17 protein-coding genes are annotated in these 14,588 nt (G+C 43.9%); 6 read left to right on the top strand and 11 right to left on the bottom strand.

Going from position 1 to position 14,588, the window contains the following annotated elements:
* Window positions 1-56 precede the first annotated feature (56 nt).
* Window positions 57-530 carry an outer membrane lipoprotein gene (locus ABUE20_RS05515; protein ID WP_408618852.1) on the top strand — a complete coding sequence of 158 codons (474 nt, stop codon included), beginning with the start codon at window positions 57-59 and terminating at the stop codon, window positions 528-530.
* A 203-nt stretch (window positions 531-733) separates the two neighbouring features.
* Here ABUE20_RS05515 and ABUE20_RS05510 read toward each other — a convergent pair whose 3' ends face one another.
* Window positions 734-1,147 (bottom strand): serine O-acetyltransferase, encoded by a 414-nt coding sequence (locus ABUE20_RS05510; RefSeq protein WP_408618851.1) that lies wholly within the window; start codon window positions 1,145-1,147, stop codon window positions 734-736.
* A gap of 443 nt (window positions 1,148-1,590) precedes the next feature.
* On the opposite strand from ABUE20_RS05510, the gene ABUE20_RS05505 reads away from it, so the two are divergent.
* On the top strand, window positions 1,591-1,914 hold the full coding sequence (locus ABUE20_RS05505) for a hypothetical protein (RefSeq protein WP_408618850.1): 324 nt from the start codon (window positions 1,591-1,593) through the stop codon (window positions 1,912-1,914).
* On the opposite strand, the gene ABUE20_RS05500 is transcribed toward ABUE20_RS05505, so the two are convergent.
* A protein-coding gene (locus ABUE20_RS05500; protein ID WP_408618849.1) for an IS3 family transposase occupies window positions 1,907-3,084 on the bottom strand; the annotation gives its coding sequence in 2 pieces (ribosomal slippage) (window positions 1,907-2,826 and window positions 2,826-3,084; 1,179 coding nt in all). The two genes, ABUE20_RS05505 and ABUE20_RS05500, sit on opposite strands and share 8 nt — an antisense overlap.
* An 81-nt stretch (window positions 3,085-3,165) precedes the next feature.
* Here ABUE20_RS05500 and ABUE20_RS05495 point away from each other — a divergent pair.
* Window positions 3,166-3,525 carry an RES domain-containing protein gene (locus tag ABUE20_RS05495; protein ID WP_408618848.1) on the top strand — a complete coding sequence of 120 codons (360 nt, stop codon included), beginning with the start codon at window positions 3,166-3,168 and terminating at the stop codon, window positions 3,523-3,525.
* 332 nt (window positions 3,526-3,857) lie between these two features.
* Here the strand turns inward: ABUE20_RS05495 and fis are convergent, their stop codons facing one another.
* The 8 genes from fis to tyrS all read right to left on the bottom strand — a co-directional run bounded on the left by fis (window position 3,858) and on the right by tyrS (window position 10,625).
* Window positions 3,858-4,157 (bottom strand): DNA-binding transcriptional regulator Fis, encoded by a 300-nt coding sequence (gene fis / locus ABUE20_RS05490; RefSeq protein ID WP_408618847.1) that lies wholly within the window; start codon window positions 4,155-4,157, stop codon window positions 3,858-3,860.
* A 35-nt stretch (window positions 4,158-4,192) separates the two neighbouring features.
* On the bottom strand, window positions 4,193-5,143 hold the full coding sequence (gene dusB, locus ABUE20_RS05485) for a tRNA dihydrouridine synthase DusB (protein ID WP_408618846.1): 951 nt from the start codon (window positions 5,141-5,143) through the stop codon (window positions 4,193-4,195).
* A gap of 129 nt (window positions 5,144-5,272) precedes the next feature.
* Window positions 5,273-6,157 (bottom strand): 50S ribosomal protein L11 methyltransferase, encoded by an 885-nt coding sequence (gene prmA / locus ABUE20_RS05480; RefSeq protein WP_408618845.1) that lies wholly within the window; start codon window positions 6,155-6,157, stop codon window positions 5,273-5,275.
* Between the two features lie 77 nt (window positions 6,158-6,234).
* Entirely contained in the window at window positions 6,235-7,578 is a 1,344-nt protein-coding gene (gene accC, locus ABUE20_RS05475; protein WP_408618844.1) for an acetyl-CoA carboxylase biotin carboxylase subunit, read from the bottom strand.
* An 11-nt stretch (window positions 7,579-7,589) separates the two neighbouring features.
* Window positions 7,590-8,045 (bottom strand): acetyl-CoA carboxylase biotin carboxyl carrier protein, encoded by a 456-nt coding sequence (gene accB / locus ABUE20_RS05470; protein ID WP_408618843.1) that lies wholly within the window; start codon window positions 8,043-8,045, stop codon window positions 7,590-7,592.
* Window positions 8,046-8,056: 11 nt separating this feature from the next.
* On the bottom strand, window positions 8,057-8,515 hold the full coding sequence (aroQ, locus tag ABUE20_RS05465; RefSeq protein WP_408618842.1) for a type II 3-dehydroquinate dehydratase: 459 nt from the start codon (window positions 8,513-8,515) through the stop codon (window positions 8,057-8,059).
* A 492-nt stretch (window positions 8,516-9,007) separates the two neighbouring features.
* Window positions 9,008-9,262: a DUF2498 family protein gene (locus ABUE20_RS05460; RefSeq protein ID WP_408618841.1), complete on the bottom strand. Its 255-nt coding sequence runs from the start codon at window positions 9,260-9,262 to the stop codon at window positions 9,008-9,010.
* 79 nt (window positions 9,263-9,341) lie between these two features.
* Complete coding sequence (tyrS, locus tag ABUE20_RS05455; protein WP_408618840.1) at window positions 9,342-10,625, bottom strand: tyrosine--tRNA ligase; 1,284 nt, start codon at window positions 10,623-10,625, stop codon at window positions 9,342-9,344.
* 192 nt (window positions 10,626-10,817) lie between these two features.
* Here tyrS and ABUE20_RS05450 point away from each other — a divergent pair, with 192 nt between their 5' ends.
* The 3 genes from ABUE20_RS05450 (at window position 10,818) to groL (ending at window position 13,425) form a co-directional block, all read left to right on the top strand.
* On the top strand, window positions 10,818-11,267 hold the full coding sequence (locus ABUE20_RS05450) for an FxsA family protein (RefSeq protein ID WP_408618839.1): 450 nt from the start codon (window positions 10,818-10,820) through the stop codon (window positions 11,265-11,267).
* A 177-nt stretch (window positions 11,268-11,444) separates the two neighbouring features.
* On the top strand, window positions 11,445-11,738 hold the full coding sequence (locus tag ABUE20_RS05445; protein ID WP_131912422.1) for a co-chaperone GroES: 294 nt from the start codon (window positions 11,445-11,447) through the stop codon (window positions 11,736-11,738).
* Window positions 11,739-11,778: 40 nt separating this feature from the next.
* Window positions 11,779-13,425, top strand: a complete 1,647-nt coding sequence (gene groL, locus ABUE20_RS05440) for a chaperonin GroEL (RefSeq protein WP_408618838.1) — start codon at window positions 11,779-11,781, stop codon at window positions 13,423-13,425.
* Window positions 13,426-13,600: 175 nt separating this feature from the next.
* Here the strand turns inward: groL and ABUE20_RS05435 are convergent, their stop codons facing one another.
* Entirely contained in the window at window positions 13,601-14,497 is an 897-nt protein-coding gene (locus ABUE20_RS05435; protein ID WP_408618837.1) for a LysR substrate-binding domain-containing protein, read from the bottom strand.
* Between the last annotated feature and the right edge of the window lie 91 nt (window positions 14,498-14,588).

Genomic DNA, 14,588 nt, shown 5'->3' with positions numbered 1-14,588 from the left:
GTGTTGGTGCGGTATCAAGTCGTTATATGAACACCATTTTGGTTGAGGTGAACATTATGAAAACAGCAATAAAAGTGCTCCCGGTATTAGCCTTGGGAGTGATCGTTATGACCGGATGTGTTCCATCATCCGAAACGGGAACAAATTATTCCCGAACCGAGGCCAGGCAGGTACAAAATGTTCAAATAGGTACCATTATTGAGAAATCGGCTGCAACGATAGAGGGCACTAAATCTGGAGTTGGCGGTGTGGCTGGCGGCGTGGTTGGTGGCATTGCAGGCTCAACGGCTGGTGGTGGCAAAGGTTCTGCGCTGATGTCTGCGGTAGGTGCTATTGCCGGTTTAGCTATTGGGGCTGTTTCCGAGGAGAAATTAACGCAGCAAACCGCGCATGAATATACCATCACCTTGAATTCAGGGAAGACCATCTCAGTTGTTCAAGCTGATGATAGCAAGGCACCGTTAGCGGTAGGTGATAAAGTACGCCTTTTGAGTCAGGGCAGTACTTATCGCATTGTTAAGATGGATTAGCTCACCAGTTCAGATCGTAATCAATGATCAAAAATGTAACAGAAATGGATTTCCCCATGCTTAGTTCGGCGTGGTTCAAATAACAAAGGGTTATGCTTAAAAATGTAACCCTTTGTTTTAATGTTAATGCGAAAAACATCGAATTAGGATGCCGTGATTGAGTATGGCTCGTAGCGGATTTGAACCGCGAAATGTAAACAGACTCAATGAATATGACTGGGTGAGCTTTTCCGCATTGAAATGGTGTTTGAACCCGTCACGCAGCATCCCGGAGGCACATCTATTGTCACCACTGCATTAGCCCCAATAATGGCACCTTTGCCAATTCGAATCTTACCGGCAACGACCGCTCCACTAAAGATTTTGACATCATCTTCAATGACGGGCATATCACGGACATTCTGGCTATTGGAGCCCAGCGTTACATTTTGAAAAATGCTGACATTTTTTCCTATTGTGGCATAGGGACCAATCACAATACCGAGTAAGTGTGGGAAGTGGATACTTTTTAGATCCAGTTGGACTCCTCTTACAATTTCACAACCGTAGCGATAGTAAATCCGTCGCTGCCAGTATTTCGATAGTCGGCGAAATCCTTTCGCATGGAATCGATTCATGAGTTCAATGTCATATTTGATTTTTTTGCTGGGAGAGCATCGAGAATAGGACTTAAGCAGTAAATGGAGCATACGTTTTTGACATTCGATTTTAGATATAATGCTGAAATATATGTTGAAAGAGCGTTAATATCAATCTTCATGATAAGGGCTATCTATGGCTACTGCAGCAAAGAATCTGCATTCACCCTTTCGCCTGAAAAATATTAATCGCTTATGAACTGCTGCAAAGCCGTCTTGAAATTCTCTGAAAATTCCTGAAAAAATCACTGAGCTTAAAACCTCATGAGTGAGGCATCGCCTCACCTTGGAGTTCTGTGAATAAGTGTATGGAGACATTGAATTGTTGTTCGTCCTGAAATATCCGTTCAGTAGTTAAGAATCTGCAAACAGAGTAGTATGCAAAGAAATATTTGTTGAAGACGTGGAACAAGGAGAGTTGGATGCGATGGATATTTGTATCACTGCTAGTGCTTTCTATTTATGCCAATGCTAATAGTGCGATGGATTATAATCTTCATTATGCTCAACCAGCCTACCAAGAATCGGCCGTTGTTTTTGGATTAGTAAATCAAACTCCTGCACAGAAATCAGACAAGATTTTAGCTTTTTATAAGTTGCTTTCGACACGAGTTAGCCACTTAAAAGATTTATTAGAAGGTGTTAATAAAAATTATAGCCCTATATATATTCAATCTGGGGGATTATCTCGGTCTGTATACTATGTTGATTATGACGAATTTATAATGAATGTAGTGGTCAACTAAAATTGGTCACGGTTTTAGAGTTTTCCCAATATAATCGTTCTGATTCATTGGGTGTTAAGCCACCGTTATACTGATGTGGCCTAAGTTGGCAGTAGTACCCGATAATGTAGCGGGTGATCTCTTGTTGAGCCTCAGCGAAACTACGATAACCCACAGTTGGCACCCATTCCGTTTTCAGACTTCTAAAGAAGCGCTCCATCGGTGCATTATCCCAACAATTTCCTCGGCGAGATAGACTCTGTTTTATTTGAAAACGCCACAATAATTGACGGTATTTACGGCTAGTATAATGACAGCCTTGATCGCTATGGAACATAACACCTTTAGGCTTACCGCGAGACTCATAAGCCATCGATAGAGCTTTGCCGGTTAGCTTAGAATCAGGTGATAGAGACATCGACCAACCAATCACTTTACGGGCAAAAAGATCGATAACAACCGCTAAATACATCCATCGATTACCTGTCCAAATATACGTAACATCACCAACCCAAACCTCATTTGGGGCGGTAACCGCAAACTGACGACCCAAGTGATTTGGAACTTCAATATGTTCTTGTGAAGCCTTTCTGTAGCGATGCTTTGGCTCTTGGCAACTCACTAAACCAAGAGTTCTCATAAGCTTTGTTGCTCGGTATCGGCTGAGCTTCACACCCTGATTTGTGACTATATCGGCAATGGTTCTCGCTCCCGCAGAACCATTGCTTGCGGCGTGAGCTTCGCTCACCAAGCTGCGCAGTTTTACTGTTTCAGCATTAATTGCCGTTGGTCGTTTAAGCCAATAGTTATAACTACTTCGATGAACATTGAAGACTTCGCATAATGTTTTTATGCTGTAGCTCTGCTTAAGTTTCTTGATCATCAAGAATTGTTCAGTGAGTCCGACATCAACAGAGCGGTGGCTTTTTTTAATATTTCATTATGCTCTTCAAGGCGAGCTAGTTTCTTTTTTAATTCCCGAATTTCTATTTGTTCAGGTGTCATAGGTGAAGCTTTCGGTGTTTTCCCTTGGCGCTCTTCTCTAAGCTGGCGAACCCATTTATCCATCGTGGATTTGCCCACATTCATAGCTTGGGCTGCTTCAGTTATTGAGTAGTTTTGGTCTAGGACTAACTGCGCAGCTTCTAACTTAAATTCTGCGCTAAATAGTCGTCTTGTACGTTTTGTCATAGTGTCACCTGTTAACTTATGAGGTGATGATATCACCTCTAACTAAGTGACCAAATTCACTATGCCACTACAACTCTATATTTGTCAGAAGTTCAGGCTACTTGTGATTTAACATTAGTTGATTTAACTGCTCCGAAGCAAAAAATGGCGTTATTTAAGTACGAAGAAGATGAAATTGAGGGTATCCTTAAGTGCTTAAATCTTCTGCAACAATTTTCTGAAGAGCTATCGAAACCTGTTTTGCCTGAAAAATCACATCTAGATTATATTCCAACACAATTTATTTGTGAGTACTTAAGATCTTTAGACATTTATGATGGCATTATTTTTAAGAGTTCGTATGGAACAGGGCGAAATATAGTTTTATTTTCAGAAGAAAAGGTTAACATCCAAGAGCCGTCTTCCCATAGGGTCAGATCCGTAACTGTAGTTGTTGATTGACAAAGTATCTGTTTTTGATAGCTTAGAATTCATATCATTAGATATAGAAAAACATTATGTACTACTTATTTTCATGATCGAGAGGTTCTTTCTTTAGCCTTTTAAAAACTCCTTCCCTCGAATTATCTGTTACCAAATTACCTGCCTGAGATCGCAAATGTTCCGATTTGTGAGCTAGTCGAGATCTACCGAGAAAAAATCTGAAAATGAAAAATCGAGGAAAATGAAGCAGGAACGGATTTTACTGTGTGTAGCACGGTGTGTAGCAAATACAACAAAGGCTTATGATTTTAGTCATAAGCCTTTGTTTTGGTTGAACTAAATTTTTAAGATTAGTTCATGCCGTATTTTTTTAATTTTTTACGCAGTGTGCCACGGTTGATGCCGAGGAGGATAGAAGCGCGAGTTTGGTTACCGCGTGTGTACTGCATTACTACATCTAACATAGGTGCTTCAACTTCGGATAAAACCAGCTCATACAATTCGGTGACATCTTCGCCATCTAACTGCGCGAAGTAGTTACGCAGCGCTTGCTCGACAGAGTCACGCAGAGGGCGTTGTTTTGGCTCTGAACTACCTGCAGTGGTAGTCATTGTTGAAAGAGTATTTGTGGTTAGGTTAGTCTCAAACATACTCGTCGCTCTTTTCTGTTATAAGTTTAAATTATTTAAAAAGATAGAATTGCTGCTATCTGCGCCGGGGCCGAATCAATCCGGTTAAAGTCACGGCGAAAATCTTCAGCATCATCGTGATTATTTACGTACCAGCCTACATGTTTGCGGGCTATTCGTACGCCTAAATGCTCACCGTAAAATCGATAGAGGTTTTCTAGGTGCTCTAGCATCACCTGTTTAACTTCCTGTTTATCTGGCGGCGGTAGCAATTCGCCAGTGTCCAGATAATGGTTAATTTCTCGGAATAGCCAGGGATTCCCCTGAGCACCTCGACCTACCATTATCGCGTCTGCTCCGGTTTCCTGCAGTACCTGCTTCGCTTTTGCTGTTGATGTAATGTCACCATTGGCAATCACGGGGATTCGCACAGCCTGCTTGACCTGAGCAATTGTTGCGTATTCAGCATTCCCCCGGTACATACAGGCCCGGGTTCGTCCATGTACGGCTAATGCCTGTATTCCGGCATCCTCAGCAATCTTGGCTATTTCAGTTGCATTGCGATGTTCTGGGTCCCATCCGGTGCGCATTTTTAAGGTGACCGGAACATCGACAGCATTCACCACCGCAGTGAGAATTTTTCCCACTAAGACGGGATCCTGCATTAATGCAGAACCGGCTAGCTTCTTATTCACTTTTTTTGCCGGACATCCCATATTGATATCAATAATCTGGGCACCATTATCGACATTGATTTGGGCGGCGTTTGCCATGAGAGATGGATCTGAGCCGGCAATTTGTACACTTCGCAGACCAGGTTCACCAAGGTGATCCATTCGCTGCCGTGACTTGCGGCTATCCCATACCCGAGGGTTACTGGATAACATTTCAGAGACCGTTAAACTAGCACCAAGTTTTTTACAGAGTATCCGAAATGGCCGATCCGTGACGCCGGCCATTGGCGCTAATATCACTGGATAGTCCAGTTGATAGGAACCAATTTGCATTGACCGATACCTTTCTCATCACGTCCAAAGGCGGCGTAGTGTACGCCTTTTTGACCTCTCTGAAAAGGTCATTATTTGAACATTTTTTAGAAAAAAGACTAGATTTTTCCCCTGTTTTTATGGCAGGGCTTAGCAGTTTAAGTGGCGGCCACTAATTCGGCACCAGTCTTCTTTAGATTGAACGGGATCAAGTTCGATATCTGTACAATAAGCCGCACTCACAGCCTCTGCCTGCTCATTTAATATACCTGATAAGGCAAGTACTCCATCTGTTTTTAGATAACCGCAGATGATGGATTGAAGCTCTTTTAGCGGGCCTGCCAGAATGTTAGCGACCACGACATCAGCTTGGAAATCTTCGGGTTGATCTTTGGGCAGATAAAGTTCTAGTTGTTCGGCTACATGGTTCCGTTCGGCATTATCTTTACTCGCCGTTAGGGCTTGTGGGTCGATATCGATGCCTACAACACGTTTGGCGCCTAATTTCAGTGCGGCGATGGCTAAAATTCCACTACCACAGCCAAAATCAACGACGGTCTTATCTGTCAGGTCAAGGCTTTCCAGCCATTCCAGACACAAGGCTGTCGTTGGATGGGTGCCAGTTCCGAAGGCGAGACCTGGATCGAGCAATACATTGATAGCATTCGGATCGGGGATCGGTAACCAGCTTGGACAAATCCATAGTCGTTTACCAAAGTGCATAGGATGGAAGTTTTTCATCCATTCCCGTTCCCAATCTTTATCTTCTAATTGGTCCAGCTTGTAGTTGTGATCGATAATTGCGCCCGCCTGTTCCATTGCGGTAATTACTGGGCCCATATCGGTTTCTGCTGCAAAGAGTCCCTGTACATCGGTATCACCCCACAGGAGAGTCTCTCCCGGTTTGGGTTCAAATACGGGAGTATCGTGTGCATCTAAAAAAGTAACGGCCTGGGCACCAAGTTCCATCAGCTGATCACCGATAGATTCGGCTGTTTGCTGGGTTGCGTTAATTTTGAGTTGAATCCAAGGCATCGTTGTTCCTGATTATAAAAAGTGGCCCCACTTAATTATAAGTGAGGCCATCAGTATTGAGTATTGATATGACTTGACTATTCTAACCCAAGTTTTTTCTCAAGATAATGAATATTCGCGCCGCCATTATGGAAGTTTTCATCTTCCATGATAACTTGTTGTAACGGAATGTTGGTTTTGATGCCACTAATCACCAGTTCTGCCAGTGCATTTTTCATGCGTGCGATAGCGATATCACGATTCTCGCCATACGTGATCAGTTTGCCGATCATTGAATCGTAATAAGGGGGGACCGTGTAACCTGCATAAATATGTGAATCCCAACGGACTCCCGGGCCACCTGGTGAATGAAATTTATCGATTTTACCGGGTGATGGCATGAAGGTTTCTGGATCTTCGGCATTGATTCGGCATTCTACCGCATGACCGGTAATTTTTACTTCATCCTGACTGATCGACAATGGTTGTCCTGCCGCAATACGTAATTGCTCTTTCACCAAATCGACGCCGGTTACCATTTCGGTTACTGGATGTTCAACTTGGATACGGGTATTCATCTCGATGAAATAGAAATTGCCGTTTTCATATAGGAATTCAAATGTACCGGCACCGCGATAATTAATTTCAACGCAGGCTTTACTACAGCGTTCACCGATATAACGGCGCATATCCGCAGTGATGCCTGGAGCGGGAGCCTCTTCAACAACTTTTTGATGACGGCGCTGCATTGAACAGTCTCGTTCACCCAAGTAAATTGCATTTCCCTGACCATCTGATAAGACCTGAATTTCTACGTGACGTGGATTTTCTAGGTATTTTTCCATATATACGACACTATTCCCGAAGGCCGCACCGGCTTCAGCTTGAGTGAGTTCAATGGATTGAGCCAAATCTTTTTCCTGACGAACGACGCGCATTCCGCGACCACCACCACCGCCAGCCGCTTTGATGATAACTGGATAGCCAATGCGTTTGGCAATGGCCATATTTCGCTGGGAGTCGCTGGTCAATGGGCCATCGGAACCGGGGACACAAGGAACCCCAGCTTTTTTCATGGCTTTAATGGCTTCAACTTTATCACCCATCATGCGAATGGTTTCGGCTTTTGGGCCAATGAAAATAAAGCCACTTTGTTCGACCATTTCGGAAAATTCAGCATTTTCAGATAAAAAGCCATATCCAGGATGGATTGCAACCGAATCGGTCACTTCGGCAGCCGCTATAATTCGAGGAATATTCAAATAACTGGCCGAAGCCGCCGGTTCTCCGATACACACGGATTCATCGGCAAGCAGAACATGTTTCAGCTCCCGGTCGGCTGTAGAATGAACGGCAACAGTTTTTATCCCCAGTTCTTTACAGGCCCTTAAGATCCGTAGTGCAATTTCACCACGGTTTGCGATGACAACTTTATCAAGCATAATTGCCTCTATTATTCAATGATGAACAGTGGTTCGTCGAACTCTACCGATTGACCATCCCCGACTAAGACTCGGGTGACAGTCCCGGCCTTGTCAGCTTCGATCTGGTTCATCATTTTCATCGCTTCAATGATACATAAAGTATCACCAACGCTCACCTGTTGACCTTCTTCAACGAACAATGGGGCATCCGGTGATGGTGAGCGGTAGAATGTTCCAACCATCGGTGAACGTACCATGTGGCCAGATGGTTTAGCCGGTTCGGCATCCGCAGCAGGTGCTGCTGGTGCAGCAGCTATGGGGGCTACTGGCTGCGGAGCACTGTAGAATGCCGGTTGCGGAGCGGCAACAGGTGCACTGGAATAGCGGTTAATGCGTACCGATTCTTCACCTTCAGTAATTTCCAGTTCAGAAATGCCTGACTCTTCAACCAGTTCAATTAATTTCTTAATTTTACGAATGTCCATGTTGCTCTCTTTTAGCTATTCTGGATTGTTCGCAGCCGGTTTATGGCTGCGCTTAATGCAAATTGGTACCCTTGTGCGCCAAATCCACAAATCACTCCCATTGCTTTATCTGACAAATAAGAATGATGCCGAAAGGGCTCACGGGCATGAATATTAGATAAATGAATTTCGATAAATGGAATATTGACACCGAGTAGCGCGTCTCGAAGCGCGACACTCGTGTGGGTCAAGGCACCCGGATTAATCAGAATAAAATCGATGTTGCCTAGGGCTGCATGAATTCGGTCAACGATTTCACCTTCGTGATTTGACTGAAAGTGTTCCAGTATGGCACCGGATTGTTGCGCATCGAGATCCAACTGAGCTCCGATATCGGCTAATGTTTGGTGGCCATAAATTTGAGGCTCACGTCGACCGAGTAAGTTCAAGTTGGGTCCATTAAGCACTAATATCTTAAATTTTTCAGACATCTTCGGCGAAAACCCCATTCTCGTATTTAATCTGAATGATTCGCGCATTATAGCGCATAACACTCAAATAGAAGGCCCTTTTATACCATATTTTAAAAAATAAGCCAGATTTCTCGTGAAATAGCGACAATAAGCTTACATTTTTTAGATAGTTTTACTATTGATAGAATAATTATATTTGGGAAGAACACGACATAAGCTTTGATCTTAAAGGGCGTTCGGCAAAGATAGGGGAAGTTTGATAAATTTTGTGATCGCTCTCAAAAAGATGACCTGATCGCGATCATCTTTAAAATGCATTGTTCTGGAATAATATCTTACATAACTTGCTCATGCTGCTATTTCTACAAGTTATATTCTGCTTTAGAGATGTTAAACGGATATAAATACAACATGTCATCAATCTCTAGTTTGTTGCTAAGCCAAAAGAGAAAGACGATTTAGGATTAAATGTCTCCATGTTTTTGCTCGCCTAAAAACATGTTAGTGTTTCTAAGATTCAACTGTATAGAAAGCAGAAAATTGATAACTTAGCCATTTATATAGATTGAAAGCGGCCATACTTTTGGCGGTAGGTAGCCCCTGTTCGTCTAAAAAGTTTTCACCTTTGAACACGATGGCATCTGGTGTTTGCACCGCTTTATAAACAACGAGACCATCAATATAGTCATCGTGAGATTTTAACGCGTGATTGGCTAATTTCACTAATTCGTCGCTACTGATGAGCTCTTTTTCATTGTCGTTCATTGGACGCTCCTCTGTATATCTAAAAGGGCTTAATGTTCATAAGCCCTCTCTATTTACTACTTATTCTTTGCTATTTATTTTATTCCCAGATTAACAGGGCAAACAATTTTTTACCGCGTTTCAATACGCTATAGCGTTGATACAACGCGCTGTTTTGATGAATTTGCGCATCGACATCGGTTTGTTTGTCACCGTTGATGGAAACTGCACCGTTACCGATAAATTCACGCGCCATTTTATTGGATTTAGCAAGTTCGGTCGTTGTGAGCAGTTCCACTAAGCTGGCTTCTGATTTATCGATACGGGTGGCAGGCAGACCATCTAAGGCTAACTGTTCTAAGTCGGATTCGCTTAATTCTGATAAGTTACCGGAGAATAAGGCATCAGTAATACGCTGTGCTGAGGCTAAGCCTTCGGTACCGTGTACCAGTTGGGTTACTTCCCGAGCTAAAATACCCTGGGCCTGTGGTTTGCCTTGAGCATTTTGATCTTCTTCTTCAATCTGTGCAATTTCTTCCACAGTGAGGAAGGTAAAATAACGTAGGAACTTATAAACATCCGCATCAGCAGTGTTGATCCAGAACTGATAAAAGGCATAGGGCGATGTTTTGCTTGGATCGAGCCAAATGGTCCCGCTTTCAGTTTTACCAAATTTAGTACCATCGGCTTTGGTCACTAAGGGCATGGTTAAGCCAAAAGTTTGTTTGCGGTACATCCGCCGTGCAAGATCAATCCCACCGGTAATGTTACCCCATTGATCAGAGCCCCCCAATTGCAGTGTCACATCGGCTCGCTCGCTTAATTCAGCAAAGTCAAATGACTGTAACAACATGTAGCTGAACTCTGTAAAAGAGATACCGGAGCCTTCGCGATTAATCCGTTGTTTTACTGATTCTTTCTGGATCATGGCATTCACACTGAAGTGTTTACCCACATCCCGTAAAAAATCGATAATACTGATATCCCCGGTCCAGTCGAAGTTATTGACGACTTCAGCGCCGGTTTCACTGTCGTTAAATTCAATAAAGCGACTCACTTGAGCTTTCAGTTTATTCACCCAGTTTTCAACGACATCTTTGGTATTGAGTTGGCGTTCGGTTGCTTTAAAGCTGGGATCACCAATGAGGCCAGTTGCTCCCCCTACGAGGGCATAAGGTTTGTGACCCGCGAGTTGAAAACGGCGCAACATTAATAGGGGAACGAGAGAACCGATATGGAGGCTATCTGCGGTTGGATCGAAGCCACAATACAAACGGCGGGTGCCTGTTGAGAGATGTTCTGCCAGTGCTTCATCGGCGGTGCACTGATTTATCAACCCGCGGGCCTGCAAGTCGGCCAGTAATTCGTTTGTGTGAGTCGTCATGATTCAACCTGTTCCATTGATAAAAACTAACAATCATAAAAGTAGCTGCCAATTTTACACGCCCACGCCTCGAAATACAGCCTTTGTGTAAATCCGAATCACGGTTCTATCTGCATTTACCCTTATTTGTCTTTAAAAGAGTTGAAATAGCCTCCATTATAAAAAGGAGCGCCGTAATAACTGGAGGAGCGCATGTTCTTATACCTTTTTATTCTGATTGCTGGTTTATCGACAGCTGAGTTATATGTGTTGATTCAGGTCGGGTCAGTGATTGGTGCTATCCCGACCATCGGTTTAACGATTTTGACCGCAGTGGTTGGCGCGTCGCTGGTTCGTTCCCAGGGATTACAGACTGCCTTTTCAGCTCAGCAGAAAATGGCCATGGGTGAAGTTCCTGCACAGCAGGTGATTGAAGGGCTGATGCTGGTTGTGGCTGGGATTTTTTTGGTTATGCCCGGATTTATTACCGATCTCACTGGGATGATTTTGTTAATTCCGCAGTTGCGAGTATTACTGGCTAAAAAAATATTGCAGTCTAATAAAATCAAATTTCAGCGTCGTCATTCGGGAGGAACCGATGGACGTACCTTTGATGGCGAGTATCATCGGCACGATGATGATGACCATGATCGCCTGAATTGATCTTAAAATCAGAGCCATAAGGGAAAATTTAAAAAAAATTTATTTTCCCCCTTGGAACTGAAAAATAAGACCCCATCTATGATTTCACGAAAGGTTTCGATTTGGCTGAATTGGATCAGCTATCAAACAAACTCAAATAACACGTAACACGCTGTGTTTTTTAAAGGAGACTAAGCAATGAGCATTCGTCCGTTGCATGATCGCGTCATCGTTAAGCGCAAAGAACAAGAAAGCAAATCTGCTGGCGGTATCGTTCTGACAGGTTCTGCAGCTGAAAAATCCACTCGTGGAGAAGTGATCGCTGTAGGAACTGGACGCATCATGGATAATGGTGATGTAAAACCGTTAGACGTTAAAGTTGGCGATCTGGTGATTTTTAATGATGGCTATGGTGTGAAAACTGAAAAACTGGACGGTGAAGAAGTCCTGATCATGAGCGAGTCAGATATTCTGGCTATCGTTGAAGCTTAATCGTCGGTTCTTACAATTTAATTAGCGAAGGAATTTTGAAATGGCAGCTAAAGACGTCAAATTTGGTAACGAGTCACGCGCGAGAATGCTCGCGGGTGTAAACATTCTAGCAGATGCCGTGAAGGTCACCTTAGGTCCTAAAGGCCGTAACGTAGTTTTAGATAAATCTTTCGGTGCTCCAACCATCACGAAAGACGGTGTATCTGTAGCAAAAGAAATCGAACTCGAAGATAAATTCGAAAACATGGGCGCTCAGATGGTGAAAGAAGTTGCTTCTCAAGCCAATGATGCGGCCGGTGACGGAACAACTACAGCCACTGTATTGGCTCAAGCTATCGTTAACGAAGGTTTGAAAGCAGTTGCTGCAGGTATGAATCCAATGGATCTGAAACGAGGCATTGACAAAGCAGTTGCAGCAGCGGTTGAAGAGCTGAAAGTTCTGTCACAACCTTGTGCAGATAACAAAGCGATTGCTCAGGTGGGTACTATCTCGGCAAACTCGGATGAAACCGTCGGTAACATCATTGCCGAAGCAATGCAGAAAGTGGGTAACGAAGGCGTGATCACTGTTGAAGAAGGTCAGGCGCTGCAAGATGAACTGGATGTTGTAGAAGGGATGCAGTTCGACCGTGGTTACTTATCTCCTTACTTCATCAACAATCAAGAAAATGGCACTGTTGAATTAGAAAATCCATTTGTGCTGTTGGTTGATAAAAAAATCTCGAACATCCGCGAATTGCTGCCACTATTGGAAAGCCTGACTAAATCAGGTAAACCACTGTTGATCGTGGCTGAAGATGTTGAAGGTGAAGCACTGGCCACTCTGGTTGTGAACAACATGCGTGGTATTGTGAAAGTAGCTGCGGTTAAAGCACCTGGTTTCGGTGACCGTCGTAAAGCGATGCTGCAAGATATCGCGATTCTGACTGACGGTACTGTCATCAGCGAAGAAGTTGGCTTGGAACTTGAAAAAGCAACTTTGGAAGATTTAGGTAGTGCGAAACGTGTTGTGATCAATAAAGACAACACCACCATCATCGATGGTGTTGGTGACCAAGCTGCGATTGAAGCGCGTGTAGGTCAGATCCGTGCTCAAATCGAAGAAACTTCTTCTGATTACGACAAAGAAAAACTTCAGGAACGTGTAGCTAAACTGGCTGGCGGTGTAGCCGTTATCAAAGTAGGTGCAGCAACTGAAGTTGAAATGAAAGAGAAAAAAGCACGTGTTGAAGATGCACTGCATGCAACTCGCGCTGCGGTTGAAGAAGGTGTGGTCCCTGGCGGTGGTGTTGCACTGATTCGTGTTGCTTCTAAAATCACTGAATTGACTGGTGACAACGAAGATCAAAACGTTGGTATTCGTTTGGCTCTGCGTGCGATGGAATCTCCTCTGCGTCAGATCGTGCGTAACGCGGGCGAAGAAGAGTCTGTTGTTGCGAATAAAGTGAAAGAAGGCGAAGGTAACTTCGGTTACAACGCAGGTACAGAAGTCTTCGGCGATATGCTGGAAATGGGGATCCTTGATCCAACTAAAGTAACTCGTAGTGCTCTGCAATTTGCTGGTTCTGTCGCTGGTTTGATGATCACAACTGAATGTATGGTGACTGACAAACCACAAAAAGATTCTCCAGCTGCTCCTGATATGGGTGGCATGGGCGGTATGGGCGGTATGGGCGGCATGATGTAAGCTCCCTAGCTGTTTAAAAACGTTATCGTTTCAAAAACCCTGCAGATTTATCTGCGGGGTTTTTTTATGCCTGTATCCAGAGAATTTCGGGGGATTTTGATAACTCTTTTTAAAGATGATGCATCAGATGGGAGATACTCGTGTGTAAATCAGCTCTGGCCAGTCTGTATCGACGCTATTGAGATGGTGGCGTTTGTTCTGTATCGGCTATTTTTTTGAGCCAGCTGGTAAATTGACGCACGGGTTCGGTTGGGGATGGCATCGTGAGTGCGGCGTAATTTAAGTGGTTGCCGCTAAATCCGAAAGGGGCGATGAGCCGTCCAGAGCGAATATCATTTTTGACCAGAATATAAGGCGCGATTGCCACGCCAAGTCCAGATATGGCTGCTTCCAGCATGAAATAAAAGTGTTCAAATACTTTGCCATAAGTTGAAACTGTTGTGCTTTCATCACGTTGGCTCAGCCAGTCGTTCCAGGCTGTAATTCTGGTGCGAGTATGTAATAGCGGCAGTTGGAGAAGTTGGTGAAGGCTGGGTTGATGCGATGATGTTATGAGTTCAGGGCTGAGTACTGGTCCGACAAAGTCAGCAAATAACGGAATAACTTGATGGCGTTGGTCAAAATGTTCGGCTACACGGATCGCAACATCAATATGATCCCGATTCCAATCGACCGCTCCGTCATCGGTGGTGAGGCGGATTTCGATATCCGGATGACTATCCTGAAATTCATATAGCTGAGGAATAAGCCAACGCATGGATAGGGTTCCCAGACATGAGACATCGATGACCTGTGAGGGGGTGACGGTGATGGAATTGAGCGCATCTTCTAGAATGTCGAAAGCCAGCGTGAGTTTAGGGAGTAATTTTTCGGCACTGGGACTGAGTTTTAGCTGATGACGCGGGCCTTCAAACAGCCGAACTCCTAGCAGGGTTTCTAATCCTCGGACTTGTCGGCTGATCGCACTATGTGAAACGCAAAGTTCATCTGCAGCATCGGTCATTTTCCCCAGTCTTGCCGCCACTTCAAAAGCGCGAAGAGCGGTGAGAGGGAGTGTATGTCGTTTCATCATAAAACCTTCAGTCTGTGAGTTTTAGGAACATCGTTAGTGCTTAAAAATCCACCCGAAACAGAACGATTTATAAGATACTAAAGCGGTCATT

Origin of the sequence: Celerinatantimonas marina (assembly GCF_046054165.1) — a bacterium.
GTDB lineage: Bacteria > Pseudomonadota > Gammaproteobacteria > Enterobacterales > Celerinatantimonadaceae > Celerinatantimonas.
The sequence above is the reverse complement of the archived record's forward strand: the minus strand, read 5'-3'. Positions and strand labels throughout refer to the sequence as shown.

Bases quoted from the DNA above. Each gene is read 5' to 3' on its own strand.
- ABUE20_RS05505 (WP_408618850.1), top strand. From the start codon at position 1,591: ATGCGATGGATATTTGTATCACTGCTAGTGCTTTCTATTTATGCCAAT.
- ABUE20_RS05445 (WP_131912422.1), top strand. From the start codon at position 11,445: ATGAGCATTCGTCCGTTGCATGATCGCGTCATCGTTAAGCGCAAAGAA.
- ABUE20_RS05460 (WP_408618841.1), bottom strand. From the start codon at position 9,262: ATGAACGACAATGAAAAAGAGCTCATCAGTAGCGACGAATTAGTGAAA.
- groL (WP_408618838.1), top strand. From the start codon at position 11,779: ATGGCAGCTAAAGACGTCAAATTTGGTAACGAGTCACGCGCGAGAATG.
- tyrS (WP_408618840.1), bottom strand. From the start codon at position 10,625: ATGACGACTCACACAAACGAATTACTGGCCGACTTGCAGGCCCGCGGG.
- accC (WP_408618844.1), bottom strand. From the start codon at position 7,578: ATGCTTGATAAAGTTGTCATCGCAAACCGTGGTGAAATTGCACTACGG.
- accB (WP_408618843.1), bottom strand. From the start codon at position 8,045: ATGGACATTCGTAAAATTAAGAAATTAATTGAACTGGTTGAAGAGTCA.
- prmA (WP_408618845.1), bottom strand. From the start codon at position 6,157: ATGCCTTGGATTCAACTCAAAATTAACGCAACCCAGCAAACAGCCGAA.
- fis (WP_408618847.1), bottom strand. From the start codon at position 4,157: ATGTTTGAGACTAACCTAACCACAAATACTCTTTCAACAATGACTACC.
- aroQ (WP_408618842.1), bottom strand. From the start codon at position 8,515: ATGTCTGAAAAATTTAAGATATTAGTGCTTAATGGACCCAACTTGAAC.
- ABUE20_RS05435 (WP_408618837.1), bottom strand. From the start codon at position 14,497: ATGATGAAACGACATACACTCCCTCTCACCGCTCTTCGCGCTTTTGAA.
- dusB (WP_408618846.1), bottom strand. From the start codon at position 5,143: ATGCAAATTGGTTCCTATCAACTGGACTATCCAGTGATATTAGCGCCA.
- ABUE20_RS05515 (WP_408618852.1), top strand. From the start codon at position 57: ATGAAAACAGCAATAAAAGTGCTCCCGGTATTAGCCTTGGGAGTGATC.
- ABUE20_RS05510 (WP_408618851.1), bottom strand. From the start codon at position 1,147: ATGAATCGATTCCATGCGAAAGGATTTCGCCGACTATCGAAATACTGG.
- ABUE20_RS05450 (WP_408618839.1), top strand. From the start codon at position 10,818: ATGTTCTTATACCTTTTTATTCTGATTGCTGGTTTATCGACAGCTGAG.